The following is a 26,434-nucleotide window of genomic DNA, read 5'->3' as shown; positions in this document are numbered from 1 at the left end:
GCTTTTCTGAATGTCGACCATAAATAGGGCGAATCTGCTAAACGGTTGTATTCTCCTCCTCCAGAACGAGGACCTCCCTCGCTGCTTCTATGAAAGACGACAGGATGGGTGAAAGCCACTTGTCTTTATGCCACAACATCTGTGTATACACGCGCAAGTCCGGTATTTGCCATGGAAGAGCAACAAGTTCTCCGCGTTCAACTTCGGCTTCCGCTACAATTTCAGGAAGAAAGGCAATGCCGATTCCCGAAATGGCACATTGTTTGATGGCTTCGGCACTTTGAAACTCCAGATACGTAATGCTATCGATACCTTCTTTCTCAAATGACCGGTCAAACATGGTGCGATAGGGACAGCCCTTTTCATTCGTCAGGAACACTTCACCGTGAAAATCCTCCAGCTGCAGCACCGTTCGTTTTGCGAGCGGGTGGTCTGGAGCAGCGAGCAAGCGGAAAGTTTCTTCCCGCAACGGTTCCACGGCCAGTCCGCTCGAGCGGATAGGCTCGTCCAACATATAGACGACATCGGCGGTTCCCTCAAAGAGGGATTGCTTGAGCTCTTGATTCGGAACGGAGCGGAAGATCAGACGAACTCCCGGATGCTGCGAACGAAACCGTTGAAAGACAGCTGGAAGCCGATAGGCGCAAATGACTTCATTGGCACTGATCGTCAGGGTGCCGCTTATATTTTCATTGTCATGAACGTCGCTGCGAGCCTCGTCCAATTTGTCAAGGACACCTTGGATATGAGTTAAGAAACGTTTACCCGCAGTTGTGAGAACGAGCTGCTTGCCCAAGCGATCAAAGAGACGAACACCAAGCTCATCCTCCAATGCTTTCATTTGCATCGTGACGTTGGAGGGGACGTAGTTCAACACTTCCGCGGCCCGAGTGAAATTCAAGGTGGATGCAACCGTGCGAAACGTATTCAGTTGGCGCAACTCCATCTTACGATCCTCCTCATGCTTTCAATATTATTGAATGCTGCTTTTAATTTCATTCACTTTTATTGAGAGTATCACAGCCCCTATACTAAGTTCAAGAAATCACCGACTGAACGTGTGGTTTCATATGGAAGGGAGCGATCATACGATGGACTATGAGATTTTTACTTTGGGTGATGTCACCCTGCAATCAGGAGTGACGTTGCCAGGCGCTTTTCTTGCCTATAAGACTTATGGGAAATTAAATGAACAGAAAGATAATGTCATCGTCTATCCAACTGCTTTTGGTGACCAGCATGTTCAGAATGAATGGCTGATTGGCAGGGAGATGGCACTGGATCCTGAGAACTATTTTATTATTGTTCCGAATCTGCTGGGCAACGGATTATCCTCGTCTCCCAGCAACACGCCTCCTCCATACGATCGGGCTCGTTTCCCGCAGGCAACCATCTATGACAACGTCAGATTGCAGCATCGGCTGTTGACTGAAAAATTCGGCATCCAAAAGATCGCTCTCGTCGTTGGCTGGTCCATGGGAGGCATTCAGGCGTTTCAATGGGGGGCAAGTTATCCGGAGATGGTGGAACGAATTGCGCCTTTCGCGGGAATTGCCAAGCCTTGGCCCCATACATTTGTGGTCCTGGACAGCTTGAAAGCTTCGCTGCTGGCTGCAGTCGGCTTCGATTCAAGCAAGCTGAACCAGTTGACTTCTGCAGACATGCGAGCCGTTGGCCGGGTCTATGCGGGATGGGGATTGTCGCATGCGTTTTATAGAGAGGAGCTTTATCGCGAGCTGGGATTTGACTCCTTGGAGGATTTTGTGGCTGGCGTCTGGGAAGACAGCTTTATGAATATGGATCCGCATAATGTCCTGGCCATGTTATGGACAGGCCAACATGCAGATATTAGTGCAAACCCCTCCTATAACGGAGATTTCGACAAGGCGCTTAAGAGCATTAAAGCTCTTGCCTGCATCATGCCGGGGAGCACGGACCTCTTTTGCACAGCGGACGATAATAAATACGAAGCCAATCTTATGCCTCACGCTGTTTTTAATCCGATCGAGTCGATTTGGGGCCATTTTGCCGGTCGTGGAATCAACAGTGCCGATAATAAATTTATTGATGACAACCTGAAGCATTTGTTGGCGCGGAGTACAAACGGATAAATCATCATTAGCATTGGAGAGTCTGGCAGGGCATGGCATGGCAAGAAAAGCCGATGATCCTTTACGCTGAACCGAAAACAACACGCAGCGCGCAAGCGCTCGTGTTGTTTTCTTCCATTAGATGGAGGTTGCGTTCAGCAGAATCCTCCCGCGTCCATGTCTGGTTTCGCTTTTCTCCCGCGCCTTATCCGCTTGGCTCAACGCGAATAGGGATGTCTGCCTGGATAAGACTAGATTTACAACGGTAATGTCTTCCATCTTGCATGGGCGCGGAAGCGGCAAGGAAATCATGGAGCATATTCACAGGTCTCTGAACGCGCTGATGCATCAGGAGATACAGGCCCCAAGGGATGGGATACAAATCGATTGAAGTCGGTTGGAAACAGTGTTACTCTAGCAACGTTATCTCATGATCTATGTCAGGCAATAAATCTAATAACAGTCCCTATTTCAAGCACCAAGAAAGGTAATCTGATGATCAAAGCTGAGAAACTATCCTTCTCTTTTCCACAAAAAGAACTATATAAAGATATTTCATTTACGTTTGAAGAGGCACAACATTGCGCTTTTATAGGAACAAGCGGCAGTGGGAAAAGTACGTTGATAGATATACTGATGGATCCGGAAAGATATTTGTTCGAGGGCAGGCTGGAAATAGACCCCACTTGCAGGATTGGACATGTAAGTCAATTCGCGCAACTAGACAAAACGAAAGAAACAACCGTTTTCGAGTATATTGGGGAAGAATTCATGAAGATACAAAATGAAATCACAGCGATTTGTACGGAAATGGAAACATCATCGGATATGGATCCGTTATTGGAAAAGTATCAATTGGCTTTAGATGCCTTTGATTCCATCGGCGGGGATGATTTTGAAAGCAACATCAATAAGAAGCTAAATCTTGCCAACCTCATGAAGCTGAAAGATCTTAGGGTAACCGACCTGAGCGGCGGGGAATTCAAGCTTATTCAAGTGATGAAGGAAATGCTCAGGAGTCCAGACTTGTTGATTATGGACGAACCGGATGTATTTTTAGACTTTGAAAACCTGAATGCGCTTAAAAATCTGATCAATTCTCACAAAGGAACACTGCTGGTTGTCACGCACAACCGATATCTATTGAATCATTGTTTCAACAAAATCATCCACCTTGAAAACACGGAGATCCAAGAGTTTGATGGGCGATATATGGAGTATACCTTCAGCTTGCTTCAGAAAAAAATCGAGCTGCAGGAACTCGCAATCGCCGACGATGAAGAAATGGAGAGAAACGAGAACATAATTAACAATCTCAGAGCCATCGCAACTTATAATTCTGAAGCCTCTAGAGGGAAAGCGCTAAAAGCCAGAGTCAAGTTTCAGGAAAGATTTGAAGCGCGTAGAATCAAAGCGCCTTTTGTCGATATTAAGCAGCCGAATATTGATTTTGGGATTGAGGATGAAAGGGAAGACACCACGGTTGTAAATGTCACCAACTATCGTGCTGCCTTTGATGAGCTGCTTTTGGATAAGGTTAGCTTTGAGATCAAATCGACGGATAAAGTCGCCATTATTGGTGCGAACGGTACCGGTAAAACGACTTTGCTCCGAGATATCTATGCAAACAATCATGATTCCATTGAAATAAATGCCGATGTTAAAGTGGCTTACTTATCTCAGGTTCAAGGCGAAATGCTAAAGGATTCTAATACGATACTGGAAGAATTCATTGATGCCGGATTCAAGGCTTATGATGAGATTCGATCGTATCTTTCCAGCTTTGGCTTTGAAGGAGAGATCCTTACTCAAAAGATAGAGTCTTTATCCGGCGGAGAAAAAAATATGCTTCAATTGGCTAAAGTCTCTGCCCGTAAAGCAAACGTACTGCTTCTTGATGAACCGACAAGCCATTTGGACACCTATTCGCAACTAGCGCTGGAGAAAGCCATTGAAGACTATAAAGGTGCGATTCTCATGATTTCGCATGATTTCTATTCGGTTGTAAATGGCATGGATTATGTTTTGATCCTTGACGATAAGACGATCCGAAAAATGAGCATGCGAAAATTTAGACAGATGATTTACGCCAGTCATTTTGATCGGGACTATTTAGAAACGGAACAGAATAAAAAATCAGTTGAGATGAAAATAGAACTGGCCTTAAAAGCTGCTGATTTTGAACATGCAAAAGTATTGGCTGATGAGCTGGAAGAGCTGATTAAGCTGCTTTAAAGATCCATAAAAAAGACAAAGCGCGGCAGCCGTCCATAGACGGTGCCGCGCTTGTTTTATTTCTTACCCGCCATGACGGAATCAAGAAACTTGTCGGCGTCGCTGTTGAACTTCCAGACGATGCCGAACCTGTCGGCCAGCATTCCGAAGCAAGCGGACCAAGGCTGGCTGGACAATGGCATGATGATATGTCCTCCAACCGACAAGTTGTTGAAGTACGCGGCCAAAGCTTGTTGATCCTCGATAACGAGGCTGATCAGCACCTGGTTTCCTTGCACAAGCTCGCCCGTTACCGGCTTCATGGAAGGCAGGATGTCCGACATCATGATTTTTCCGCCGTCGAATTCTATGGATGACTCCATGATCATTTCCTGTTCATGGGACGGCAAGGGGTAATCGGGATTCTGGGGAAGATCCTTGAACTGGACTTTCTTGACCTCGGTCGCATGGAACGCTTCGGCATAAAAGTCGATCGCTTGACCTGCATTTCCATCCATATTCAAATACGCAACAGCTGACATGGTTATTCCTCCTTCTTATGATGCACTCAGCATAAGGTATAATAGGTGACAGCTACATTGTCACTTATTATCGAGCGCCCGAACAAAAGTTGGAATCAAATGAAGTGCATATGAGCGGCGACAAGGCTCGATTTCGAGGAGGGAGAAAATGGGGAAGATAGAGCGGCTGATCGCCAGCGTCATGATCCTGCTGCAAAAGGAAGTCGTGTCAGCGAACGAATTCGCCACGCTGTTTCAGGTGTCCAAGAGGACGATTCTCCGTGACATGGAAACGCTCGGCCTGTCCAATATCCCGATCTACTCCATTCATGGGGTGAATGGCGGTTATGGAATCATGAAGGAGTATAAGCTCGACAAGCGCCTTTTGAGCCATAAGGATTTGGAAAATCTGTTGGTCGCTCTGGGCGGACTGGGGCAAATACGGGTCCATCGGGAAGTGGAGATGACGTTAAGGAAAATCGAGTCCATGGTGAATGCGGCGTCTCCCAAAGGGTTTATTCAGCTGTCCTTTTACGATTGGGAAGGGCGGTCTGAAATTCAGCTGATCCTGGACATTTGCCAGCAGGCCATTTTGCAGAACAGACTGGTTTCTTTTGATTATAGGGATCGAAATGGCCTTGCGACCAAAAGAACGGTTGAGCCTTACCAGCTTCATTTCAGCGAGACGAGCTGGTACTTGAAAGGATTTTGCTTAGAACGGCAGGCGTATCGAACGTTCAAACTGTCGAGAACGGATCGTTTGATTGCCGGGAAACAAGCCTTTGCTCCTCGGGATGACCGGGACAATCCAGTCGCGGAAAATGGCTATCAGGCACAGCTCGTTGCCGTCAAAGCGCGGATTTCCCCCCGCATCCAAGATCAATTGATGGAAAGGTATGGCCGAAAAAGCATCGATGCCTCGGATCCTGAACAGGTGGTGGCTGCGATCAGCGTGCCTCAAGACGAGATCGGGTTTCAATTTCTGGCGGGCTTTGGGCGGAACCTGAAGATTATCGAGCCTGAATCCTATGCCGCTGACTATCGGGATTTTTTGGCGGGAATCATGGAGGCCTATACTTGAGAGAAGCAGAGCCAATATCCCCCTGCAAAAGCCAATTCCGCCCTATTATTTCCATTCCATCCTTGCGCTAACATGGACTTTAGAGCAATCCAGAAGAGTCTAGCGCGAGGTGAGAACAGTGGGAAGCATCACGTTCAATCATGTCTTCAAACGCTACAAAGGCGAAGCCCGCCCCGCCGTGGACGACTTTCATCTGTCCATCGAGGAGGGCGAGTTCCTCGTGCTCGTCGGACCGTCCGGCTGCGGCAAGTCCACGACGCTCCGCATGCTGGCCGGTCTCGAGGAGATCAGCAGCGGCGAGCTGTACATGGACGGCAAGTTCATCAATTACGTCTCCCCCAAGGACCGGGACATCGCCATGGTGTTCCAGAACTACGCCCTTTACCCCAACCTGTCCGTATTCGAAAATATCGCGCTCGGCCTCAAGCTGCGCAAGACCGCCAAGCATGAAATCGAGCTGCGCGTGAACCGCGTGGCCAAGATTCTCGAAATCTCGCATCTGCTGGAGCGCAAGCCGAGCCAGCTGTCCGGCGGCCAGAAGCAGCGCGTCGCCCTCGGCCGCGCCATCGCCCGCGAGCCGCAAGTATTCCTCATGGACGAGCCGCTGTCCAACCTTGACGCCAAGCTGCGGGCGCAGACCCGCGCCGAGCTCATCAAGCTCCAGAGCGACCTCAAGCGGACGACCGTCTACGTCACCCACGACCAGGTCGAGGCGATGACGATGGGCACCCGGATCGTCGTCATGAAGGACGGCGTCATCCAGCAGGTCGCCCCTCCGCGCATGCTGTACGACGAGCCGGCCAATCTGTTCGTGGCGGGCTTCATCGGCTCCCCTCAGATGAACTTCATCCCCGGCAAGATCCAGCGAGAGGACGGGACCCTTTATTTCACCAACCGCAGGATGAAGCTGCCGCTGCCCGCGGAGATGGAGCGCCGCCTCGGCGGCACCGACCGGTCGCTGCGCAGCGTCGTGCTCGGCGTCCGGCCGGAGCATGTGCGTCTCAGCTCCGCTCTCCCGGAAGGGGAGGAAGGCGGGTATACGGCCGCCGTCGTGCAGATGAAGGAAGAGACCGGAGCCGACTCCTATGTGTATCTGCTTGCCGGAGACACGAGAGTCATTGCCCGGACCGATCCTGAAAGCGCATACCATCCGGAGGAGCAGGCTGCCTTCGGCTTTCAGATGGACAAGATCCACCTATTCGACGAGAGCACCGGAGTGTCGCTGAGGAGAGAGCGGGCATGACGGGTAGCGGCAAAAGAACCTTCTTCCCGACATGGAGCCGGAAGCCTCTATCCCGGGCGGGCAAGCTCGGCTTGAGGCTGCTGCTCATCGCCGCTGTTGCAAGCGGTATCATCTGGTGGTCCTCCGGCAAGGAAGCGGCGACGTTCGCCCAGACGGTCAGCGCCTCGCAGCTGCTGGGGAATTCCACGCCGGCCGATGCCGAAGACAAGCTTCCCTATGCGAGGCTGATGCTCCGGCATCCCGAGGCGGAGGCGGAAGCGGCCTCCTCGCCGGCCATCTCGATCGATCCGCTCCGGTACACGGAAGCGGCTCCGGAAGCGAAGCTGGCGGAGACGGCCGGCCCGGACGGTCCCGCGCTGGGCTGGAACAGCGACTCCGGCTGGGTGGAATGGTCGTTCGAAGCTCCGCGCGCAGGCTGGTACGAGCTGCATCTGGACTACAAGCCGCTGCCCGGAGGCCGCACGTCCGTCATCCGGGGCGTGCAGATCGACGGCGCCTATCCGTTCGCCGAGTCGGAGACGATCGAGCTCCAGCGGCTGTGGAAGGACGCCGAGTACCCGTATGAACGCAACGAGCTCGGCATGCAGGTGCGCCCCCGGCAGACGGAGATATCGGAATGGTCCGTCAAGGCGGCGAGCGACTTCTCGGCCTCGTCCAGGCCGCTGCTGTACCGGCTGGAGAAGGGCGGCCACAGACTGAGGCTGATTGGAGAGCGGGAGCCGGTCGCGCTTAAGAAGCTTTCCTTCGAGCCGCAGCGCGCCCTTCCCTCCTACGAGGAGTATGCTTCCTCGCAGCCCGCATATCGGACCGGGAGCCAGCCGAAGTGGTACGGAATCACGGAAGCCGAGGCGTTCGACCGCAAGTCGAGCATCTCCATCCAGACGGACCACTGGGCCGAGCCCAACATCTCTCCCGATCCCCAAGGGCATCTCACCTACAACGTGCTCGGGGGCAACCGCTGGCGGCTGCCGGGAGAATGGGTGGAATGGAGGGCGGAGGTTCCGGAGGACGGCTGGTACGTCCTGGATCTGAAGAACTTCCAGAACTACCGCGCCGGCTTCAAGGCCTACCGCACGATCCAGATCGACGGCGAGGTTCCTTTCCGCGAATGGCTGCATTACGGGCTCGGCTACCACAAGGAATTCGAGATCGCCCCGGCGGCTGACGGCGAAGGCCGTCCTTACCGGATCTACTTGAAGAAAGGCGAGCACAAGATCACGATGACGGCGGATTCGTCGCCGCTCCAGCCGGTGTCGCTGGCGCTCAAGGAGACGCTCGGCCAGATCTCGGACTTCGACCGCCACATCCGCCTGATTACGGGCAATTACAGCAAAAACGCCTCGGATGCGAACATCGACTCCCAGCGCACCTGGGACATGAAAAAATACGATCCCGACGCCGGAGCCAAGTTGCAGGCGATCGTCGACAGGCTGAACGTCGTCCGCGACTATGTGAACGGCCTGAACGGCCGGGATTCCGATCTGTCTCAGGCGATCAAGTCCTCCGTCAGCATGCTGCAGGCCATGCTGGACGACGTGGGCGAGATTCCGAGCAAGGTCAACGACTTCTCCACGATCCAGGCCAGCATCGGAACCTGGATGTCGACGCTGACCCAGCAGCCGCTCATGCTCGATTACCTCGTCCTGCGCACGCCGGACAGCGATCCCGGCTTGAAGACCGCCTCGGTGCTGTCCCGCGTGCCGTACGCGCTCGGCGACTTCGGGCGCTCGTTCACGATGGACTACGATCTCAGCGGCAAGAACAAGCAGGGCGCGCTGACGATCTGGGTGCAGCGGGGACGGGACTACGTCGATCTGCTGCGCGAGATGGCGAATCAGGACTTCACGCCGAAGACGGGCATCGCGGTGAACATCAACCTGATGCCGAATCCGAACATGCTCATCCTCGGCAATGCGGCAGGCGAGGTGCCGGATGTCGCGCTCGGGCTCGGGGAAGCGACGCCGGCCGACTACGCGATGCGGAATGCGGCACAGGACCTGTCCGGATATCCCGGCTTCGGCGACGTCATGAAGCGTTTCATCCCGGGAGCGGCCCGGGCGCTCAGCTATGACGGCGGCACCTACGGCCTGCCGGAGGTGCAGAACTTCCAGCTGCTCTTCTACCGCACGGACATCCTGGAGAGCCTGGGACTGAAGGCTCCGGACACATGGGAGGACGTCTTCGACATGCTGCCGACGCTGCAGGAGAACGGAATGACGATGAACGTGCCCAAGGGGGACTACGCGACCTTCTTCCTGGAGAACGGAGCGGATCCGTATTCGGCCGACGGCCTCAAGGCCAATCTCGGCAGCCCGCAGGGGCAGCAGGCGTTCAAGCAGTGGACGGAAATGTTCACGAAATACAACCTGCCGATCGACATCCCGGCGTTCTTCCAGCATTTCCGCGACGGCGACATTCCGGTCGGCATCGCCGACTTCAACACCTACGTGCAGCTGCTCGTCGCCGCGCCGGAGATTACCGGCCACTGGGCGACCGCTCCGCTGCCGGGCGTCTCCCAGGAGGACGGAACGGTCGCCCGCTGGTCGCCGCAAGGGCTGTCGACGGCGATGATCATGAAGAAGAGTCAGCGGAAGGACGCCGCCTGGGAATTCCTGAAGTGGTGGACCTCGGACGAGGTGCAGGCCCAGTACGCGAGCGATATGGAATCGTTCTACGGCATGGAATACCGGTGGAACACCGCGAACGTCGAGGCGATGAAATCGCTCAGCTGGCCGGGCGCCGACCTCAAGGCGATCCGCGAGCAGTCCCGCTGGGCGAAGAACATGCCGAACGTGCCCGGCTACTATTTCCTGGGACGGGAGATGGAGTTCGCCTGGAACCGGACGGTATTCGACGGCATCCCGGCCAAGGAATCGCTGGAGCAGGCGCAGCTCTCGCTGCAGCGGGAAATGAACCGCAGGCAGAAGGACTTCGGCATCGCGGGCGTCGGCCTCGGCGTGCCGCAGATCGACAAGCCTTACGATTGGGGAGGGACGGACAAATGAATACCGGCACCGAGCTGACTCCCGGAATCGACATCGGCAGCGGGCGCAAGCCTTCTCCGGCGCTGCTGAAGCTGAGGCGCTTCGGAAGCGACCTGCGCAGGGACGCCTTCTGCTATCTGTTCCTCGCTCCGTTCCTGATCTGCTTCCTCGTCTTCATCGTCGTACCCGTCGTCATGGCGGCGACGCTCGGCTTCACGTCCTACGACGGCTTCGGCAAGCTGCATTTCATCGGCTTCGACAACTACATCGCGCTGTTCACGCAGGACATCGTCTTCCTGACCAAGGCGCTGCCCAATACGTTCCTGTTCGCGCTCATCGTCGGTCCGGGCGGGTACGTCCTGTCGTTCCTGTTCGCCTGGCTGATCCATCAGCTGCCGCTGAAGGTCCGCGATTACTACACGCTCGTCTTCTACGCCCCGTCGATGGCGGGTGCCGTGGCGCTGTCCGTCGTCTGGATCGCCGCCTTCAGCGGGGACCGCGTCGGCTACGTCAACAACTTCCTGCTGTCGATGGGCTGGATCGACGGGCCGGTCGTCTGGCTCCAGGATCCGAAGTCGCTCATGAAGATCATGATCCTCGTCTCGCTCTGGATGAGCTTCAGCGTCGGCTTCCTCGCGATGCTCGCCGGCCTGCAGACGGTGAACCGGGAGCTGTACGAGGCCGGGCGCATCGACGGCATCTCCAGCCGGCTGCAGGAGGTGTTCTACATCACCGTCCCGTCGATGAAGCCGCAGATGCTGTTCAGCGCCGTCATGACGATCGTATCCACGCTCAAGGCAGGCAGCATCTCGACGCAGCTGACCGGCATGGCGGTGACGCCGCAGTACGCGGGGCATCTCATCATCAACCATATCGACGACTACGCCTTCATCCGCTTCGAGCTCGGCTACGCGTCGGCGCTGTCGGTCATCCTGCTGCTGCTCAGCTACTTCGTCATGAGATTCGCCTATCGCCTGTTCAACTCGAAGGAGGAGCTGTGAGCCATGATCGCCAGACTCCGAAGATTCCGCTCCGCATCGCCTTTCCAGGCCATTCTGATCGGCGGCTTCACCGCGCTCGCGGCGTTCATGTCGCTGCCGATCATCTTCATCTTCAGCCATGCGTTCAAGCCGCAGAACGAGCTGTTCCTGTTCCCGCCGCGCTTCTTCGTCCAGCATCCGACGCTGCGCAACTTCGAATCGCTGTTCCTGCACGCCTCGAACGCGACCGTTCCGTTCACGCGCTATCTGTTCAACAGCATCGTCGTGCTCGGCCTGACGCTGGCGAGCGTCATCATCGTCAGCACGATGGCGGCCTATGTGCTGGCGAAGCACCGGTTCCACTTCAAGGCGCTCATCCTCTCGATGATCACCCTGTCGCTCATGTTCGCGCCGGAGACGGTCTCCATCCCGAGGTATCTGATCGTCAGCGGCATCGGCCTGAACAACACCTACTTCGGCCATGTGCTGCCGTCGCTCGCCTCGCCCGTCGCCGTCTTCATGCTCGTCGGCTTCGTCTCGCAGATTCCGAACGATCTCATCGAGGCGGCCAAGATCGACGGAGCGAGCCATGTCGGCATCTTCGCCCGCATCGTGCTGCCGCTGTCGGCTCCCGCCATCGCGACGATCTCGATCCTGACGTTCCAGACGGTATGGGGCGACGTCGAGACGTCGACCTTGTTCATGCAGAAGGAAGCGATGCGGACGCTCGCCTTCTATGTGAACAGCCTGCTCAGCGGCTTGCAGAACAACGTCGCCGGCCAGAACATGGCCGCAGCGGCCGGACTGCTCATCTTCATCCCGAACCTGATCATATTCCTGCTCTTCCAGCGCAAGGTGCTCGAGAGCATGGTCCATTCCGGGATCAAGTGATTCCATCAGCAAAGGAAGTCGGACAATGAAGAAATGGATCGCTCTACTGCTCGTCGCGGCGCTGGCCTGGATCGCCGTGCCGGAGCCCGCTTCCGCCGGGCTTCCGTACCGGACGTTCTATTACGACAGCAACCAGTCGGACTGGTTCCGCATCCAGCCGATCTATACGCCGGCGGGCGCCTACACCGCGGACTTCCAGGAGCCCGCGGATCTGCAGGCGGGACCGGACGGCAGCATTTACGTGGCCGACAAGAAGCTGGACCGGATCGTCGTGCTGCGCAAGGACGGCTCCCTCGACCGCCGGATCGGCGAGGAGGAGGGACCCGGCAGCCTCAGCTCGCCGGAGGGGGTGTTCGTGACGCCGGACGGCAGCGTCTACGTCGCCGATTCCGGCAACCAGCGGATCGCGGTGTTCGGCCCGGACGGCGCCTTCCGCAAGGAATACAAGAAGCCGGAGTCGCCGCTGCTCGGGACCGAGCATTTCATCCCGGTCAAGCTTGCGGTCGACCGTCGCGGCGTCATGTACATCGCGCTCAACTCCTCCTACCAGGGACTGGTCCGGCTCAGTCCGGCCGGCGAGTTCATGGGGTATTTCGGAGCGAACAAAGCCGATACGTCCATGCTGAGCTGGCTCAAGAGGCTGATCCTGAACAAGGAGCAGCTGTCCAAGGAGAAGGCGGCGCTGCCGAGGCCGATCACCAACATCGCGATCGACGGAGACGGCTTCATCTATACGGCTACTGCCGGAGGAGAGGGCAAGGGGGCGCTCCGCAAGCTCAATGCGGGCGGGGTGGACGCCTTCAAGAACAAAACGCTCGTGAACGGCCACGGCATCGTGGATGCGGCTCTCGACGACGAAGGCTTTCTGTACGACGTCGATACGGACTCCGGCTTCATCACCCTGTACGACCGCAGCGCCGAAGCGCTGTTCGCCTTCGGCGCCGTGGACAAGGACACGCAGCAGTACGGCATACTCGGCTTCCCGACCGCCATCGGCGTCGACGGAGACCATGCCGTCTGGATCGCCGACAGCGCCACCCGGACGGTGCACAAGTTCGTCCGCACCGAATTCGGTCGGGAAGTCCTGAAGGCGATGGCTCTCTACGCGGACGGCAGGTACGAGGAGAGCAAGCCCTTCTGGGAGGCGGTCTATGCCCGCAACGACATGTTCGGCGCGACCTTCCAAGGGCTGGGCAAGGTGTATCTGCATGAGGAGGACAACAGCAAGGCGCTCTCGTTCATGAAAACGGCGTTTGATACGGACGGATATTCCAAGGCGTTCTGGCAGATCCGGCTGGAATGGCTGCAGAACCGGTTCGTCCTGCTGCTCGCCGGACTCGCGGTCTTGCTCCTCCTGATCCGGTTCGGAGGGAAGGGGATTCGGCGGCTCTTAAAGAGGCGTCCGCTGCCGGAGTCCTGGAGGAGCCCGGTCGGCCATCTGCGGAACTTCGGCTCCGTCATGATCCATCCCTACGACGGCTTCTACCGGCTCAAGGAAACCCGCGTTCCGGCCTGGATCACCGTGCTGCTGCTGGCTGCCGTGCTCGCCGTCAAGCTGGCCCGGATCTATTGGACCGGGTTCCTGTTCCATCCCGTCGATCTGGCCGGCATCAACCTGCTGAGTGAGCTCGGCCTGTTCATCCTCCCGTGGGCGACGTGGATCATCGCCAACTACCTCGTCTGCAGCGTCCGGGACGGGGAGGGTCGGTTCCGCGAGGTCGTCCAGGGCAGCACGTACGCGCTGGCTCCGTATCTGTTCCTGTCGGTCCCGATTCTCATCCTGTCGAACATCGTGACGCTGGACGAGAAGGTGCTGGTCACTTCCCTGACGACGGTGACGGCGATCTGGCTCGGCGTCCTGTTCATCGTCATGACCCAGGTCATCCATAACTTCGACTTCATGGAGACGATCAAGAACTCGGCGGTGACCGTCTTCGCCATCGGCACGATCTGGCTGTTCGGCTTCATCGTGTTCGGCCTGTCCTACAATCTGCTGGATTTCTTCCAAGAGCTGTACAAAGAGGTGAACTTCCATCCTTAACTTTCTGAGACGAATAGCCCGGATTCCGCTGCGGATCAAGCTGATCGCCGCTGTGGCAGCCGCCCTGCTGGCGGTGCTGGCCGTCCTGCTCGGGGGCGGCGGAGGCATGACGGCGGCGGAGACATTCGCCCGGATCGGCATCGATCCCGCGCCGCCCGTCCATGCCGCCGTGCGGCCCGGCGAGCCGTGGAAGCCGGCCCCCGATGCCGACGGATACGCGCTGGCGGCGGAAAACGAAGGCTTCGCCCTCTATGTCCGACCGGACAACGGCGGCATCGCGGTGCTGAACCGCAAGTCCGGCTACCGCTGGACGAGCAATCCGTCCAAGGAGGAGCTGGCCAGGGAAAAGGTCAAAGGCTTGCCGCTGTCCAATCTGCAGTCGACGTTTGTCCTTACCTATGTGCGGAGCCAGGGAGCGGATCAGACGATCCGGGAGTCGGTCAACAGCGTCAGTCCCGGCGTCGTCCGCGATATGGCCAAGGAAGGCGGGGCGCTCCAGATCCGGTATTCTTTCCCGGACAAAAAGCTGGGCGTCACGATTGCCTACGAGCTGACGGAAGCGGGGCTTAAGGTCGGCATTCCGGCGGCCGGAATCCGGGAGGAAGGCGATTTCGCCGTGTTCTCGATCGACCTGCTGCCGTACTTCGGCTCCGCTGCGGCGGCGGATGACGGCTACCTGTTCGTGCCCGACGGCCCGGGCGGGCTGATCCGCTTCGACGCTCCGCGCGCCGGCATCTCCAAGGGATATCTGCATGAAGTGTACGGGACGGAAGTGACCAATTCCGCCAACTGGACGCGCGACGCCGGAATGAGGGAGGATATCGCCTATCCCGTGTTCGGGCTCAAGAAAGGCGCCGAAGCCTTCCTCGCCGTCCTGACCAAGGGCGAGGGATCGTCGCAGATTGCGGCCATGCCGCCCGGAATCAAGTCGTCCCGGTACAACGTCTACTCGAGCCAGATGTACCGGGAGGAGTACCTGTACCGGATGAGCCGGCTCGCCGCACCGACGAAGGCGGTCCAGAAGCAGCCGCTCGACTTCGACCGGGAGGTGGAGTACCGCTTCCTGAGCGGGGACGAGGCGGATTATTCCGGCATGGCGGCCTCGTACCGCGATTCCCTGATCGCCGCGGGATCGCTGGGCGAGCCGCTGCAGCCCGCCGGGCATGTGCCCCTGTATCTCAAGATCATGGGAGGCAACTACGAGAAGGCGTTCGGCAGGGTGCGCTACGTCGCCGCTACGACGTTCGCGCAGGCGGGAGAGATCATGCGCAGCCTGCAGAGCCGAGGAATCGCCCGCGCGAGCGTCGCCTTCTACGGCTGGCCGAACATGGGCGACTACGACATGGAGAGGCGGTTCCCGATCGAGCCGGCTCTCGGCGGAGAGTCCGGCGCCAAGGCGTTCATCGACGAGATGCGGAAATCCGGAACCGACGTCAGCTTCTACGAGGACTTCCTCTGGGTCGACGGCCATTCCTCGGCGTCCGGCAAGAGCGACGCCGTGCGCGGTATCGACGGGACGGCCTTCATCGACGAGGGCTGGTTCCTGGCGAAGCCGTCCTTCACCGCCGCGAGCGCGGCGGCGGCCGTGGACCGGCTCAAGAAGCTGGGCGTATCCGGCATTCTGTACAGCGGACTCGGCGATACGACGTTCAACGACTATGAGCCCTCCGGCATCCTGTCCCGGGGATATACGGGCGAGGTGTACGCCGGCTTGCTGGCGTACACCCGCAAGGAGCTCGGCTCGGCGGGCGTATTCCGCGGCAACGCCTACACGCTGGGCCAGGCGGACTACATCAGCTCGCTGCCTTCGGAATCGAGCTACGATTTCCTGATCGACGAGACCGTTCCGTTCTATCCGATGGTGCTGCACGGGTATGTGCCCTATACGTTCGGGGAAGGCAATCTGCGCGACGACGAAAGGAAGGAATTCCTGCGGGCGATCGAATACGGCGCCATGCCGTCCTTCATGGTGACCCATGACGACTCTCGCAAGCTCAAGGAGTCGGCCTCCAATTTCCTGTACAGCAGCCGCTTCGACAAGTGGGAAGGCCGCATCGTCGAGGAATACCGCAGGTTCGACTCGCTCGCGGACTTGTTCGCCCAGAGGATCACGGCCCATGAGAAGCTGTCGGCCGACCGGTACGCGACGACTTACGAGGACGGAACCCGGGTGATCGTCGATTATGCGGCGGGAAGCTTCTCGGTCGAGAAAGGAGGCGGAGCATGAGCCGCCCTGCGCCATACAGACGAAAAGCGATGGAGCATCACGCCAAGCGGTACGGGATCGGCATGCTGTTCATGCTGCCCTGGATGATCGGCTTTGCCGTCTTCGTCGCGGTGCCGATCGGCTGGTCGATGTTCATGTCGCTGCACAAGGTCGCCGTCGTGCCGGGCGGCTTCAAGTACGACTGGATCGGCCTGCAGAACTACCGGGACGCGTTCCTGAAGGACAATGTATTTCCGATCGAGCTCATCACGTACTTCCAGCAGATGCTGCTGATGGTTCCCGTCATCGTCATCTTCGCGCTGCTCATCTCGCTGCTGCTGAACCAGAAGTTCCCCGGCCGGTTCATCTACCGGGCGCTGTTCTTCCTGCCGGTCATCTTCGCTACGGGCCAGGTGCTCTCGGAGCTGTTCTCCCAAGGGGCGGGAGACATCCCGTTCCTCGACCAGTACAATCTGGAGCCGCTGGTGCGCCAGTATGTCGGAGGGGAGCTGGCCAAGACGGTGATGGAGGTGCTCGGGCGGATCGTGCTCATCCTGTGGTATTCGGGCGTCCAGATCCTCATCTTCATCGCCGGCTTCCAGACGGTCTCCCCGTCCATCTACGAGGCGGTCCGCATCGACGGCGCCTCTCCGTGGGACAGCTTCTGGAAGATCACGCTGCCGGCAAGCATGCCGTTCGTCAGCCTCAATGTGCTGTACACGATCATCGACCTGTTCACATTCCCGCTCAATCCGGTGCTGAAGCATATCCGGGACAACATGTTCAAGGTGGACACGGGATACGGCTACGCGAGCGCGCTGGCCTGGATATATTTCGCCTTTATATTCGCGCTGATCGCCATCGTGATGGGACTGTTCAGCCGCAGCATGAGCAAGAGGAGGGGAAGGGCATGAGCGCCAACGTATGGCTTCAAAAGGCGGGCAAGCAGGCAAAAGGGCTGCTCTGGGGGCGCCGCGTCCAGAAAGCCAAGATGATCGTGCTCGGGCGCAGCCTGTCGGACGGCCTGCTGGCGAAGCTGGTCATCTACGCGCTGCTCTCCATCGTCGCGTACCTGTATTTGCAGCCGCTGCTGTACATGGTCAGCACGATGCTCAAGGACATGAGCGACCTTCTCGATCCGACCGTCAAATGGATCCCGCGCGCCGTCACCTGGGAGAACCTGTCCAAGGCGGTCAAAGGGCTTCAATACCCCGAAGCGCTGCGGAACACGACGCTGATCGCCCTCAGCTGCTCGCTCGCCCAGGTGCTTCTCTGCGCCATGACGGGGTACGCGCTGGCTAGGCTCGCCGTGCCGTTCAAGGGGCTGATCACGGCGCTCGTCATCCTGACCTTCCTCATCCCGCCGCAGGTGATCATCATTCCGCTGTACGTCATCTTCAGCAAGCTCGGCCTGCTCAACACGCTGTTCGTCTTCCTCGTGCCGGCGCTGTTCGGCCAGGGGCTCAAGGGAGCGCTGTTCATCCTCATCTTCCGCCAGTTCTTCCGCGCGCAGCCGGCCAGCCTGGAGGAGGCGGCGAAGCTCGACGGGGCGTCCTCGTTCCGGCTGTTCTTCCGCATCATGCTGCCGCTCGCCCAGTCCGCCTGCCTCGTCGTGTTCCTGTTCTCGTTCATCTGGTACTGGAACATGTACTACGAGCCGTCCATGTTCCTCGCGAACGGCTTCACGCCGCTGTCGATCCGCCTCGACAATCTCGAGGACGTGCTCAATCCGTCCCTGCTCGGCAATACGCATTTCATCACGAATCCCGTGACGGAAGGCACCAAGATGGCAGCCGCCTTCCTCATCATCCTGCCGCCGCTGCTCATCTTCATGGTGCTGCAGCGCTGGTTCGTCGCCGGAATCGAGCGGACGGGAATCGTGGAATGAATCGGGGCCGCGGCCTTGAAGGGAGGGATGCGCCTTCGTCCGGCGCGGACGTGCCAGTTTGACCTTCAAGTCATCATTTACGGTTCATATCAGGGGAGGATATCCAAGATGACCAGCAAAAAAACGATCCATTCCGTGCTCGGCACGGTGCTCGCCCTATCCGTCGTTCTGGCCGGCTGCAGCGGCAACAACGCGAACAACGCTCCAGCCTCCGGAAGCCCGTCTCCGAGCGCGGCGGCCAATACGGATGCGGCAGGCGGCGGAGGCGGCTCGGACGTGAAGCATGATCCCGTCACGCTGAGATTCATTTCGTGGAAGGATTCCTACAACGAGCTCTACGGGCTTTTCCACCAGAAATACCCTTGGATCACCATTGAGCAGATCCCCGTCAACTCCCAGCCCATCATGGAGATCATCGCGGCCCAGGAAGCGGCGGGCACGCCGGCGGACGTCACGGAGATCGACTCCGACCTCATCACGTTCCAGCAGAACGGCCTGATCGAGGATCTGACGCCGTACATCGACAAGAGCGACATCTTCAAAAACGCCAAGTTCCCGGACGGTTTTTTCGACACGATGACGTTCAAGGGCCAGAAGCTCGCCGTCCCGATGGTCGACGTGCCGATGTGGGTGCTCGTGAACAAGGATCTGCTCGCCAAGCACGGCGTCGAAATGCCGGGCAACGACTGGACGTACGACGACTTCCGCGACGTCTCGAAGAAGATCACGGATCCGGATGCGGGCGAATACGGCGTGACGACCCAGCCCGAGATCCAGATGCGCCTGCTCAGCACGAAGGCGATCGCGGACGGCCATGCCGACAATCTGCAGTACATGAACAAGGATCTCACGCAAAGCCTGCTCAGCACCCCGGATGTCATCAACGACGCCAAATGGCTGCGCGAGTTCGTGACGAAGGACGGCTCGATGCAGAGCGAGGCCGCGGCCGCGGCCAGCGGCGGCGTGACCAAGGAGTTCATCAACGGCAAGACCGGCTTCGCGATCGGCGGCGACTGGGTGCTTCCGACGCTTAAGGAGAAGGCGGCGTTCAACTGGGATGTGCTGCCGTTCCCCAAGGGCAAGGTCAGCCAGCCGGGCTACTCCATCTACGGACCGCTCGCGCTGCTGTCCGGCTCCAAGCATAAGGAGGAGGCGTTCCTCTGGCTCAGCTTCCAGTTCACCAAGGAAGCCCAGAAGTGGAAGATCGACCAGGGCGCGAACGCCTCGGTCGTCGATCCCGAGCTGACGGCTTATTACGACCAGGCTCCGATCTGGCAGGGCAAAAACATCGAGGCGGTCAAGATTGCGCAGAAGAACGCCTACATCCAGCCCGGCCTGACCGTCCCCGGCTGGAACGAGTACAACTACAACAACATCGTCAACGACATCGTGTTCGGCGACCGTGACATCAACGACCTCATTCCGGAGACCGAGGCCTGGAACAAGAAGACGACCGAGCTGGCCGCGACGCTGAAGTAGCGGCAAGGACGGAAATGGAATTTCCAGGCTGAAGGGAAAAAGGACTGTTCCGCAGAGCCCTCAGGGCTACAGGGAACAGTCCTTTCTGCGCGGCGGCGAACATTGGAGAAGGAAAGCCGTCTCCCTGAGGAAGACGCCAGGTGCCGAGTGCGGCTTTTGCACTTTATCTGGAGAATCCGCCAAGATCAGACGGGATTGTTTGCAATCGCCTCATTGTCGGAAGGAGGAAGCGGAGCTATCATTAATGGGAAGCGCACCAAAATGAAAGCGCATACCCGACAAGGCGCCGTCCGGCGCCTGTTTTCATATACCATTCCATAACCGAAGGGAGAGCTCTCGCGCATGTTCGGGACCAAGCTAGGCAAACTCGCAGCGGCTGCCTGCGTTCTCCTCATTCTGGCCGGCCTGTCCGTCTACATGGCCCGCGGCACGGACCGCCATGCCGCCCGGGACCCGCAGCTTCCGCCATCCGAGCCGGAGGTCACGCTCAAGTTCTACTTCGGCGGCGACAAGAAAGCCGCGACCGACGAGGTCTGGACGGCGGTGAGCGATTACGTCAAATCCAAGGGCTTGAACGTGAAGTTCAACGTCAACTTCATTCCTTGGCCCGAATTGCCGGGCAAGCTGCTCGTGATGGCCGCGGCCGGCGACCGCTGGGATCTGAACTTCGACTCGGACAACTCCTATCAGCAGATGGCTGCTCGCGGCTCGTATCTGCCCCTGAACGAGCTGCTGCCGAAGTACGCCCCCCGCCTGTACGAGAAATACAAGGATCTGGACACGCTGTCCGCCACGACGGTGAACGGCGAGGTGATCGCCCTGCCCTGGACGATCAAGATGAACCAGCGCTTCTATGCCGGCTGGCGCTCCGATCTGGCCGAGAAGGCCGGCATCCGCCGCAGCCCGGGCTCCGTCCGGACGGTCGAGGACGTCGATGTGCTCCTGCATGAGCTGAAGGCGGCCTATCCCGACGCCAAGTTCACGAGGACGGCTCCGCTGCCTCTCTATATGGTGAGGGAGGAATGGGTCGACCTCGGCTTCCACGGCCTCGGCTTCTATTACGGTGATCCCAAAGTGACGGTGCGGGCGATCGAGCAGCAGCCGTTCTACCTGGAATCCGCGGAGATGAGCCGGAGGTGGTACAACGACAACATCCTCAACCGCGACTCGACGATCGACAAGGAGAGCGCCGCCGACCAGTGGAGGAACGGGAAGATGCTGTTCACGATCACTTCCCACGAATGGGCCTACGCCGCCGATCCGGGCTTCTCGGACGACTCGTACCGCCAGCAGATGTCGCTCATGTATCCCGACAAGCGGTATATCAACCGTTCTCCGATCGCGAACGTGGCCGCCATCAACCGCAACTCCGAGCATCCCGACCGGGTGCTCCGCTTCCTGGACATGATGGAGACGGACCGGACGCTCTATGATCTGGTCATTTACGGCATCGAGGGCAAGACGTACGAGCTGGAGGGAGACACGGCGGTCTATCCCGGCAACATGGGATTCGCCACGAGCAATTATATGGACTGGGGCGGCCAATGGGCGTTCTGGAAGCCGGCGTTCATGCGCCCGACCGCGACGTATCCGTCAGGCTTCTGGGAAGAGGAGACGCGCTTCGCCGAGCAGCCGGTGAACGTGAAGTCGCCCGTGGAAGGGCTGTTCATCAGCGATGCGGGCATCGGCGCCAAGCTGGCGGCGCGCGATCAGAGCTACGAGGACAAGGGGAAGGCGATCGAATACGGCATGGTCCAGGATGTCGGCCCATCCGTGGAGGCCTATATCGCGCTGCAGAAAAAGAACGGCCTGGACACGGTCATCGCCGACGTGCAGAGGCAGATCAACGACTATCTGGGCGCGAAAAGAATGCAGCACGCGAAGTCAGGAGGATGATAGGATGCTCAGCGCATTGATCGTGGATGACGAATACGAGATTCGCGAAGGCCTTCGCCGGCGGATTCCCTGGTCGGAATTCGGCATCGGCACGGTGCTGGTGGCGGACGACGGGGACGAGGCGCTGACGATCGCCGCCGAAGCGAGGCCGGATCTCATCATTACGGACATCAAGATGAACCGGATGTCGGGATTGGAGCTGCTGGACGCGCTCCGGGAAGTGCCGGACTACGACTGGCAGGCCGTGCTGATCAGCGGCTACGACGATTTCGAGCTCGTCAAGCAGGGCATGCAGCTGCGGGCGATGGACTATATCCTGAAGCCGATCAACAAGGAGGAGCTGGAGCGGATCGTGCGCAGGGCGGTCGACCTCATCGTCGGCAAGCGGATGGACAAGCAGAGCCGGGAGCTGATGAACGACCAGATGCGGCTGGCGATGCCGAAGCTGCGGGAGGAGCTGCTGCGGGAAATCGTGGAGAGCGACTACGATCCCTACCGGGAGACGAGGGTGCTGCACCGGCTCAAGGCGCTTCAGCTGGGATGGCTCGAGAAGACGCCGCTCATGCTCATGATGGCGGAGGCCGACGATCTCAAGGCCGTCGCTTCCCAGAAAAGCTTTCCGTCCGAGAAGGAGCTGATCCTGTTCGGCATCGGCAACGTGGTGAGCCAGACTCTGCAGGAGGAATACCCGGGCGAATTCACGCTGTTCACCGATTCCGGCGACCGCTGGATCGCCGTGCTCGGCAGCCGGGACGGGCGGAATCCGGAGCAGAGCCTCGCCGTAGCGGGCGTCTGCCTGCAGCGGATCAACCAGTTCGTCAAGGTGAAGGCGAGCATCGCCCTGACCAGCGTGCCGAAGGACTGGAGCCATCTGCACGTCCAGTACGTCGAATGCGGCGAGTGGCTGGAGCAGAAGGCGCTCTACGGCGGCAACCGGCTGTTCACGGAGACGATGGACGAGGAGAGCCGGCACGAAGGCCCGCTGTCGATCCGCGAGCCCGCGGACGTGCTCGATCTCGTCCGCTACGGCTCCGATCAGGACATCACGGCAGCGATGGCCAGCTTCGTCGATATGGTGAAGAGCTGGGAGCTGGCGAGCCTCAAGGATATCCAGCAGCAGCTGTTCAAGTGGCTGATGGGCATCTACCGGGCGGCCTCAGCGGCGGGCTGGGCGGACCGCACCTGGGAGAAGGATCCCATCGCGCTGTGGGAGCAGCTGGAGCTGTACGACAATCTCTTGTCGCTGCAGGAGCATGCGGAGGCCGTCCTGCTCTCGATGGCGGCCGGCTTCCGGCGGATGACGGAGCCGACGAGCCAGATCGTCCACGAAGCGGAGAAGATCATCGCCGCGAGGTTCGGGGACAATCTGTCGCTGCAGGCGGTGGCGGAGGAAGTCCATGTCACGCCCGTCTGGCTGAGCAAGCTGTTCAAGAAGGAGAAGGGCAAGACGTTCCTGGAGGCGCTCACGGAAATCCGGATGGCGAGGGCCAAGGAAATGCTCGGAGACGTGAAGTTCAAAATCTACCAGATCTCCTATCAGGTCGGCTACAAGGACCCGGTGCATTTCACCAAGCTGTTCAAGAAGCAGACGGGCATCACGCCGAAGGAATACCGGAGACAGCGGGGAATTCTGGATGATTAAGGCTTCGCTGAAGCTCGCCTCCTCGTTCCGCAACAGGATGATCCTGATCTTCTTCGCCATCACGATCGTGCCGTTCATCCTCTTCGCTTCCTACGCATATACCAAGTCGGTCGAAGGCATCCAGAAGGCGAACGAGACGTTCTCGATGGGATATCTGGAGCAGGCCCAGAAAAATGTGGAGGCTTACCTGAGCCAGCTGAACGACCAGATCAACGACCTGATCGGGGACAAGACGCTGCAGACGCTGCTGGAGCGGCCGCCGGCCAGCGCGCAGGATGAGGAAGCCTTCGCGGTCAACATGCTGAATCTCGTCTATCAGAAGAAAAAGCAGATCGACGCCCTTCAGCTCCGCGTCTACCCGCTGCCGCTGCAGGCGTATCCGACCTATATGAGGACGCTGGGAGAATCGCCGGGCATCGGCGGGAAGGCCTGGTTCGCTGGGGCGAGGGAAAGCTCGGTGCCGACCTGGCATCTGTCCCTGCATGAGGGGCCGGGCGGCAGCCCGCTGCTCGTCTACGTGAAGACGTTCACCGGGCTGCATGACCGCGTGCCGCGCGGGCTGGTCGTCACGGATCTGGCCGACAGCCATCTGAGCCGCTTCTTCTCGCCGACCAAGCAGCTGGAAGGGCAGAAGTTCCTCGTCATCGGCCAGGGCGGCGAGGTGCTCTTCGACTCCTCCCGCAACGAGACGACCGGGCAGACGTTCGGTTCGGCGAAGCTCGCGGAGCAGCGCAGCATCCATACGGAAGGCGAGCTCAGGCTGTCGCTGCACGGCAAGGAGCATCTGGCTACGTTCGTCAATATGGAGAGCCTGCCGTGGACGATCGTCAGCCTGACGCCGATGAGCGCCCTGACCAAGCCGGTGGAGGACTTGAACAGGCTGCTGGTCTTTTTCCTCATCGCATACCTGATCTGCTCCGTCGGCGTCGTCGCCTACATCACCCTGACCTTCACCCAGCCGGTCTTCCAGCTCGTGCGGCTCATGCGGAGGCTGGAGGAGGGCGACTTCAAGCTCGCCATACCGCATCAGAAGCGCCAGGACGAGATCGGCTGGCTGTACCGGGGCTTCAGCAGCATCCTGCGCAAAATCGAAGGGCTGATCGAGCAGTCGACCCGGGCCGAGCGCAACAAGAAGGAGCTGGAGTTCCAGGTGCTCAGCCATCAGATCAACCCGCATTTTCTCTACAATACGCTGGAGTCCATCCGGTGGAAGGCGGAGAACCACGGGCGCAGCGACATCGGGGAGATGGTGTCGGCGCTCGGCAATCTGCTGAGGCTGAGCCTCAACCAGGGCAAGGACATCACGACGGTCGGCCGCGAAATCGAGCAGGTGAAGGCGTTCGTGCAGATCGAGCAGGCGCGGATCGGCCAGCCGCTGCGGGTCGTCTATTTCTTCGACGAGGAGATGCTCGCCCTGCCGTTCATGAGGCTGCTGCTGCAGCCGCTGGTCGAGAATGCCATCCAGCACAGCATCCGCGGCAACTTCGAGAAGGGAAAGGTGCTGCTCTCCGGGCATGTCGAGGAGGGAGATATGGTCATCGCGATCTCCGACAACGGCAAGGGCATTCCCGACTCCGTCCTGCGGCAGCTGGACGATGGCGAGGATGGAGCGGGCGGCGGGGAAGGCAAGCGGCCGGGCGTCGGGCTGCGCAACGTCAACGAACGGCTGAAGCTGTATTTCGGGAACGACTACAAGCTCCAGATCGATACCGGTGAAGGCAAAGGGACGAAGATTACGATCCGCCACCCTATTCTGCCTGCCGGGGAACCGGGGGATGAGGATGGCGATGGATCGGAGAGGCGGGGGTAAGCGCCGCTTTTGGCCTGAAAGCCCGGCAGCGGCCAAGGAACCCCTGCAAAGTTTAAGGATGCCTCATTTCGAGCATGTCCGGCACCGCGGTAAGATAATGGCATGCGCCGCGGCATGATAGGACAACAGCTATTCGAGGAGGATTCGGCATGAGCCATCCCATAGAAGCATCTGCGAAAAAAACGGCGGGAAATCCCGTCATCACATCCATCTACACGGCGGATCCGTCGGCCCATGCGTGGGGAGACGGAAGAATCTACGTGTATGCCTCCCATGACATGGACCCGGCCCGAGGCTGCGATCTCATGGACCGCTACCATGTCTTCTCATCGGACGATATGGTCAACTGGATCGACGAGGGCGAGATCCTGCGCTCCGAGGACGTCTCCTGGGGACGGCCGGAGGGCGGATTCATGTGGGCGCCGGACGCCGCATGCAAGGATGGAATCTATTACTTCTATTATCCCCATCCAAGCGGTTCCCAGTGGAACGATACGTGGAGGATCGGAGTGGCGACGAGCAGCGAGCCGGCGCGGGGATTCGTCGACCGGGGATATATCGAGGGACTCGGCGGCTTCGCCATGATCGATCCGTGCGTGTTCACCGACGGCGACGGCCGTTCCTATATGTATTATGGCGGCGGCGGCAAGTGCCAGGGCGGCGAGATGGGAGAGGACATGATGTCCATCCAGGGCGCCATGGCGGATATGGAAGGGCTCGAGGATTTCCATGAAGCCGCGTGGGTGTTCAAGCGGGAAGGAATCTACTACCTCACCTATGCCGACAACCTGCATGACAACAACCGGATGCATTATGCGACGAGCCGCCATCCGCTCGGACCATGGACCTACGGGGGAATCTTCCTGGAGCCGACCGGATGCTCCACTACCCACGGCTCGGTCGCGGAGTTCAAGGGACAATGGTATTTGTTCTACCATAATCAGGCCATCTCCGGAGAAGGAAATCTTCGGAGCATGTGCATCGACGAGCTCCGCTTCGAGGAGGACGGCTCCATCCGGACCGTCGTCCAGACGAAGGAAGGCGTGCGTGCCGCAGGCGGAGGGGCAGGCCGGACCGGCACGGCCTCCGTCTACCCGGCCGGCGGCTGCGCTCCCGGCGGCGGAGCCGGTCTGGAGCCGATCGGCAGCGGGGAACAGGCGCTCGTCGGCATGCATCTTCCGGAGGCGTTCGCCGTCTTCGGCGGCGTGGACGGAGGCGCCGGCGGCAGAGCCTACGTCGAGCTCCGCTATGCGACGGACGAGCGCCTGGCCAAGGTGAATCTGACCGTCAACGGCAGCGACTATTCGCTGCTGAATGCGCTGCCCACGGGCGCCGGCGGCAGCTTTGCCGGCCGTACCGGCATTACGGTGCCGCTGGAGCCGGGCAGCCGCAATGAAATCAGGCTGGACGGCGGCAAGGGGAGCTTGTCCATCCTGTCCGTCTCCGTTCAGCTGCTCTAGTCGCAAAC

Annotated in this window: 18 protein-coding genes; 16 read left to right on the top strand and 2 right to left on the bottom strand. The window is 59.0% G+C overall.

Features of this window, described 5'->3' with window-relative positions:
- Positions 1-37 precede the first annotated feature (37 nt).
- Positions 38-946: a LysR family transcriptional regulator gene (locus CIC07_RS16535; RefSeq protein WP_076354526.1), complete on the bottom strand. Its 909-nt coding sequence runs from the start codon at positions 944-946 to the stop codon at positions 38-40.
- A 145-nt stretch (positions 947-1,091) separates the two neighbouring features.
- On the opposite strand from CIC07_RS16535, the gene CIC07_RS16530 reads away from it, so the two are divergent.
- Positions 1,092-2,111, top strand: a complete 1,020-nt coding sequence (locus CIC07_RS16530) for an alpha/beta fold hydrolase (protein WP_076354528.1) — start codon at positions 1,092-1,094, stop codon at positions 2,109-2,111.
- Between the two features lie 474 nt (positions 2,112-2,585).
- Positions 2,586-4,325 carry an ABC-F family ATP-binding cassette domain-containing protein gene (locus tag CIC07_RS16525; protein WP_076354530.1) on the top strand — a complete coding sequence of 580 codons (1,740 nt, stop codon included), beginning with the start codon at positions 2,586-2,588 and terminating at the stop codon, positions 4,323-4,325.
- 56 nt (positions 4,326-4,381) lie between these two features.
- On the opposite strand, the gene CIC07_RS16520 is transcribed toward CIC07_RS16525, so the two are convergent.
- A complete protein-coding gene (locus CIC07_RS16520; protein WP_076354532.1) occupies positions 4,382-4,846 on the bottom strand; it encodes a VOC family protein in 465 nt (154 codons plus the stop codon).
- A gap of 148 nt (positions 4,847-4,994) precedes the next feature.
- Here CIC07_RS16520 and CIC07_RS16515 point away from each other — a divergent pair, with 148 nt between their 5' ends.
- The 14 genes from CIC07_RS16515 (at position 4,995) to CIC07_RS16450 (ending at position 26,426) form a co-directional block, all read left to right on the top strand.
- Positions 4,995-5,906: a helix-turn-helix transcriptional regulator gene (locus CIC07_RS16515; protein ID WP_076354535.1), complete on the top strand. Its 912-nt coding sequence runs from the start codon at positions 4,995-4,997 to the stop codon at positions 5,904-5,906.
- 118 nt (positions 5,907-6,024) lie between these two features.
- Positions 6,025-7,149, top strand: a complete 1,125-nt coding sequence (locus CIC07_RS16510) for an ABC transporter ATP-binding protein (protein WP_076354537.1) — start codon at positions 6,025-6,027, stop codon at positions 7,147-7,149.
- Complete coding sequence (locus CIC07_RS16505; RefSeq protein WP_076354539.1) at positions 7,146-10,154, top strand: extracellular solute-binding protein; 3,009 nt, start codon at positions 7,146-7,148, stop codon at positions 10,152-10,154. Before CIC07_RS16510 ends, CIC07_RS16505 begins: the two co-directional genes overlap by 4 nt.
- Positions 10,151-11,134, top strand: coding sequence for a carbohydrate ABC transporter permease (locus tag CIC07_RS16500; RefSeq protein WP_083687898.1), 984 nt, complete (start codon positions 10,151-10,153; stop codon positions 11,132-11,134). Before CIC07_RS16505 ends, CIC07_RS16500 begins: the two co-directional genes overlap by 4 nt.
- Before the next feature lie 3 nt (positions 11,135-11,137).
- On the top strand, positions 11,138-12,004 hold the full coding sequence (locus tag CIC07_RS16495) for a carbohydrate ABC transporter permease (protein WP_076354541.1): 867 nt from the start codon (positions 11,138-11,140) through the stop codon (positions 12,002-12,004).
- Positions 12,005-12,029: 25 nt separating this feature from the next.
- On the top strand, positions 12,030-14,045 hold the full coding sequence (locus CIC07_RS16490) for a YIP1 family protein (RefSeq protein WP_076354543.1): 2,016 nt from the start codon (positions 12,030-12,032) through the stop codon (positions 14,043-14,045).
- Positions 14,046-14,097: 52 nt separating this feature from the next.
- The gene (locus CIC07_RS16485; RefSeq protein ID WP_076354545.1) at positions 14,098-16,272 is read left to right on the top strand and encodes a DUF5696 domain-containing protein; all 2,175 of its coding nucleotides are present in this window, start codon (positions 14,098-14,100) and stop codon (positions 16,270-16,272) included.
- Positions 16,269-17,165, top strand: a complete 897-nt coding sequence (locus CIC07_RS16480) for a carbohydrate ABC transporter permease (protein ID WP_083687899.1) — start codon at positions 16,269-16,271, stop codon at positions 17,163-17,165. The genes CIC07_RS16485 and CIC07_RS16480 overlap by 4 nt, the downstream gene beginning before the upstream one ends.
- A complete protein-coding gene (locus CIC07_RS16475; protein ID WP_076354547.1) occupies positions 17,162-18,139 on the top strand; it encodes a carbohydrate ABC transporter permease in 978 nt (325 codons plus the stop codon). Before CIC07_RS16480 ends, CIC07_RS16475 begins: the two co-directional genes overlap by 4 nt.
- 108 nt (positions 18,140-18,247) lie before the next feature.
- On the top strand, positions 18,248-19,618 hold the full coding sequence (locus CIC07_RS16470) for an ABC transporter substrate-binding protein (RefSeq protein ID WP_076354549.1): 1,371 nt from the start codon (positions 18,248-18,250) through the stop codon (positions 19,616-19,618).
- 342 nt (positions 19,619-19,960) lie between these two features.
- Entirely contained in the window at positions 19,961-21,514 is a 1,554-nt protein-coding gene (locus tag CIC07_RS16465) for an extracellular solute-binding protein (RefSeq protein ID WP_076354551.1), read from the top strand.
- 4 nt (positions 21,515-21,518) lie between these two features.
- Positions 21,519-23,156, top strand: coding sequence for a response regulator transcription factor (locus tag CIC07_RS16460; protein ID WP_076354553.1), 1,638 nt, complete (start codon positions 21,519-21,521; stop codon positions 23,154-23,156).
- Positions 23,149-24,966 carry a cache domain-containing sensor histidine kinase gene (locus CIC07_RS16455; RefSeq protein ID WP_076354555.1) on the top strand — a complete coding sequence of 606 codons (1,818 nt, stop codon included), beginning with the start codon at positions 23,149-23,151 and terminating at the stop codon, positions 24,964-24,966. The genes CIC07_RS16460 and CIC07_RS16455 overlap by 8 nt, the downstream gene beginning before the upstream one ends.
- A gap of 149 nt (positions 24,967-25,115) precedes the next feature.
- Positions 25,116-26,426, top strand: a complete 1,311-nt coding sequence (locus tag CIC07_RS16450; protein WP_076354557.1) for a family 43 glycosylhydrolase — start codon at positions 25,116-25,118, stop codon at positions 26,424-26,426.
- The last annotated feature ends 8 nt before the right edge of the window (positions 26,427-26,434 follow it).

The organism is Paenibacillus sp. RUD330, from assembly GCF_002243345.2.
Lineage (GTDB): Bacteria > Bacillota > Bacilli > Paenibacillales > Paenibacillaceae > Paenibacillus_O.
Note: the sequence above shows the minus strand (reverse complement) of the source record. Positions and strands in the feature narration are given on the sequence as shown.

What these genes read in the sequence shown, in the direction of transcription:
- CIC07_RS16535 (WP_076354526.1), bottom strand. Translation starts at nt 946, where the DNA reads ATGGAGTTGCGCCAACTGAATACGTTTCGCACGGTTGCATCCACCTTG.
- CIC07_RS16530 (WP_076354528.1), top strand. Translation starts at nt 1,092, where the DNA reads ATGGACTATGAGATTTTTACTTTGGGTGATGTCACCCTGCAATCAGGA.
- CIC07_RS16525 (WP_076354530.1), top strand. Translation starts at nt 2,586, where the DNA reads ATGATCAAAGCTGAGAAACTATCCTTCTCTTTTCCACAAAAAGAACTA.
- CIC07_RS16520 (WP_076354532.1), bottom strand. Translation starts at nt 4,846, where the DNA reads ATGTCAGCTGTTGCGTATTTGAATATGGATGGAAATGCAGGTCAAGCG.
- CIC07_RS16515 (WP_076354535.1), top strand. Translation starts at nt 4,995, where the DNA reads ATGGGGAAGATAGAGCGGCTGATCGCCAGCGTCATGATCCTGCTGCAA.
- CIC07_RS16505 (WP_076354539.1), top strand. Translation starts at nt 7,146, where the DNA reads ATGACGGGTAGCGGCAAAAGAACCTTCTTCCCGACATGGAGCCGGAAG.
- CIC07_RS16500 (WP_083687898.1), top strand. Translation starts at nt 10,151, where the DNA reads ATGAATACCGGCACCGAGCTGACTCCCGGAATCGACATCGGCAGCGGG.
- CIC07_RS16495 (WP_076354541.1), top strand. Translation starts at nt 11,138, where the DNA reads ATGATCGCCAGACTCCGAAGATTCCGCTCCGCATCGCCTTTCCAGGCC.
- CIC07_RS16490 (WP_076354543.1), top strand. Translation starts at nt 12,030, where the DNA reads ATGAAGAAATGGATCGCTCTACTGCTCGTCGCGGCGCTGGCCTGGATC.
- CIC07_RS16480 (WP_083687899.1), top strand. Translation starts at nt 16,269, where the DNA reads ATGAGCCGCCCTGCGCCATACAGACGAAAAGCGATGGAGCATCACGCC.
- CIC07_RS16475 (WP_076354547.1), top strand. Translation starts at nt 17,162, where the DNA reads ATGAGCGCCAACGTATGGCTTCAAAAGGCGGGCAAGCAGGCAAAAGGG.
- CIC07_RS16470 (WP_076354549.1), top strand. Translation starts at nt 18,248, where the DNA reads ATGACCAGCAAAAAAACGATCCATTCCGTGCTCGGCACGGTGCTCGCC.
- CIC07_RS16465 (WP_076354551.1), top strand. Translation starts at nt 19,961, where the DNA reads ATGTTCGGGACCAAGCTAGGCAAACTCGCAGCGGCTGCCTGCGTTCTC.
- CIC07_RS16460 (WP_076354553.1), top strand. Translation starts at nt 21,519, where the DNA reads ATGCTCAGCGCATTGATCGTGGATGACGAATACGAGATTCGCGAAGGC.
- CIC07_RS16455 (WP_076354555.1), top strand. Translation starts at nt 23,149, where the DNA reads ATGATTAAGGCTTCGCTGAAGCTCGCCTCCTCGTTCCGCAACAGGATG.
- CIC07_RS16450 (WP_076354557.1), top strand. Translation starts at nt 25,116, where the DNA reads ATGAGCCATCCCATAGAAGCATCTGCGAAAAAAACGGCGGGAAATCCC.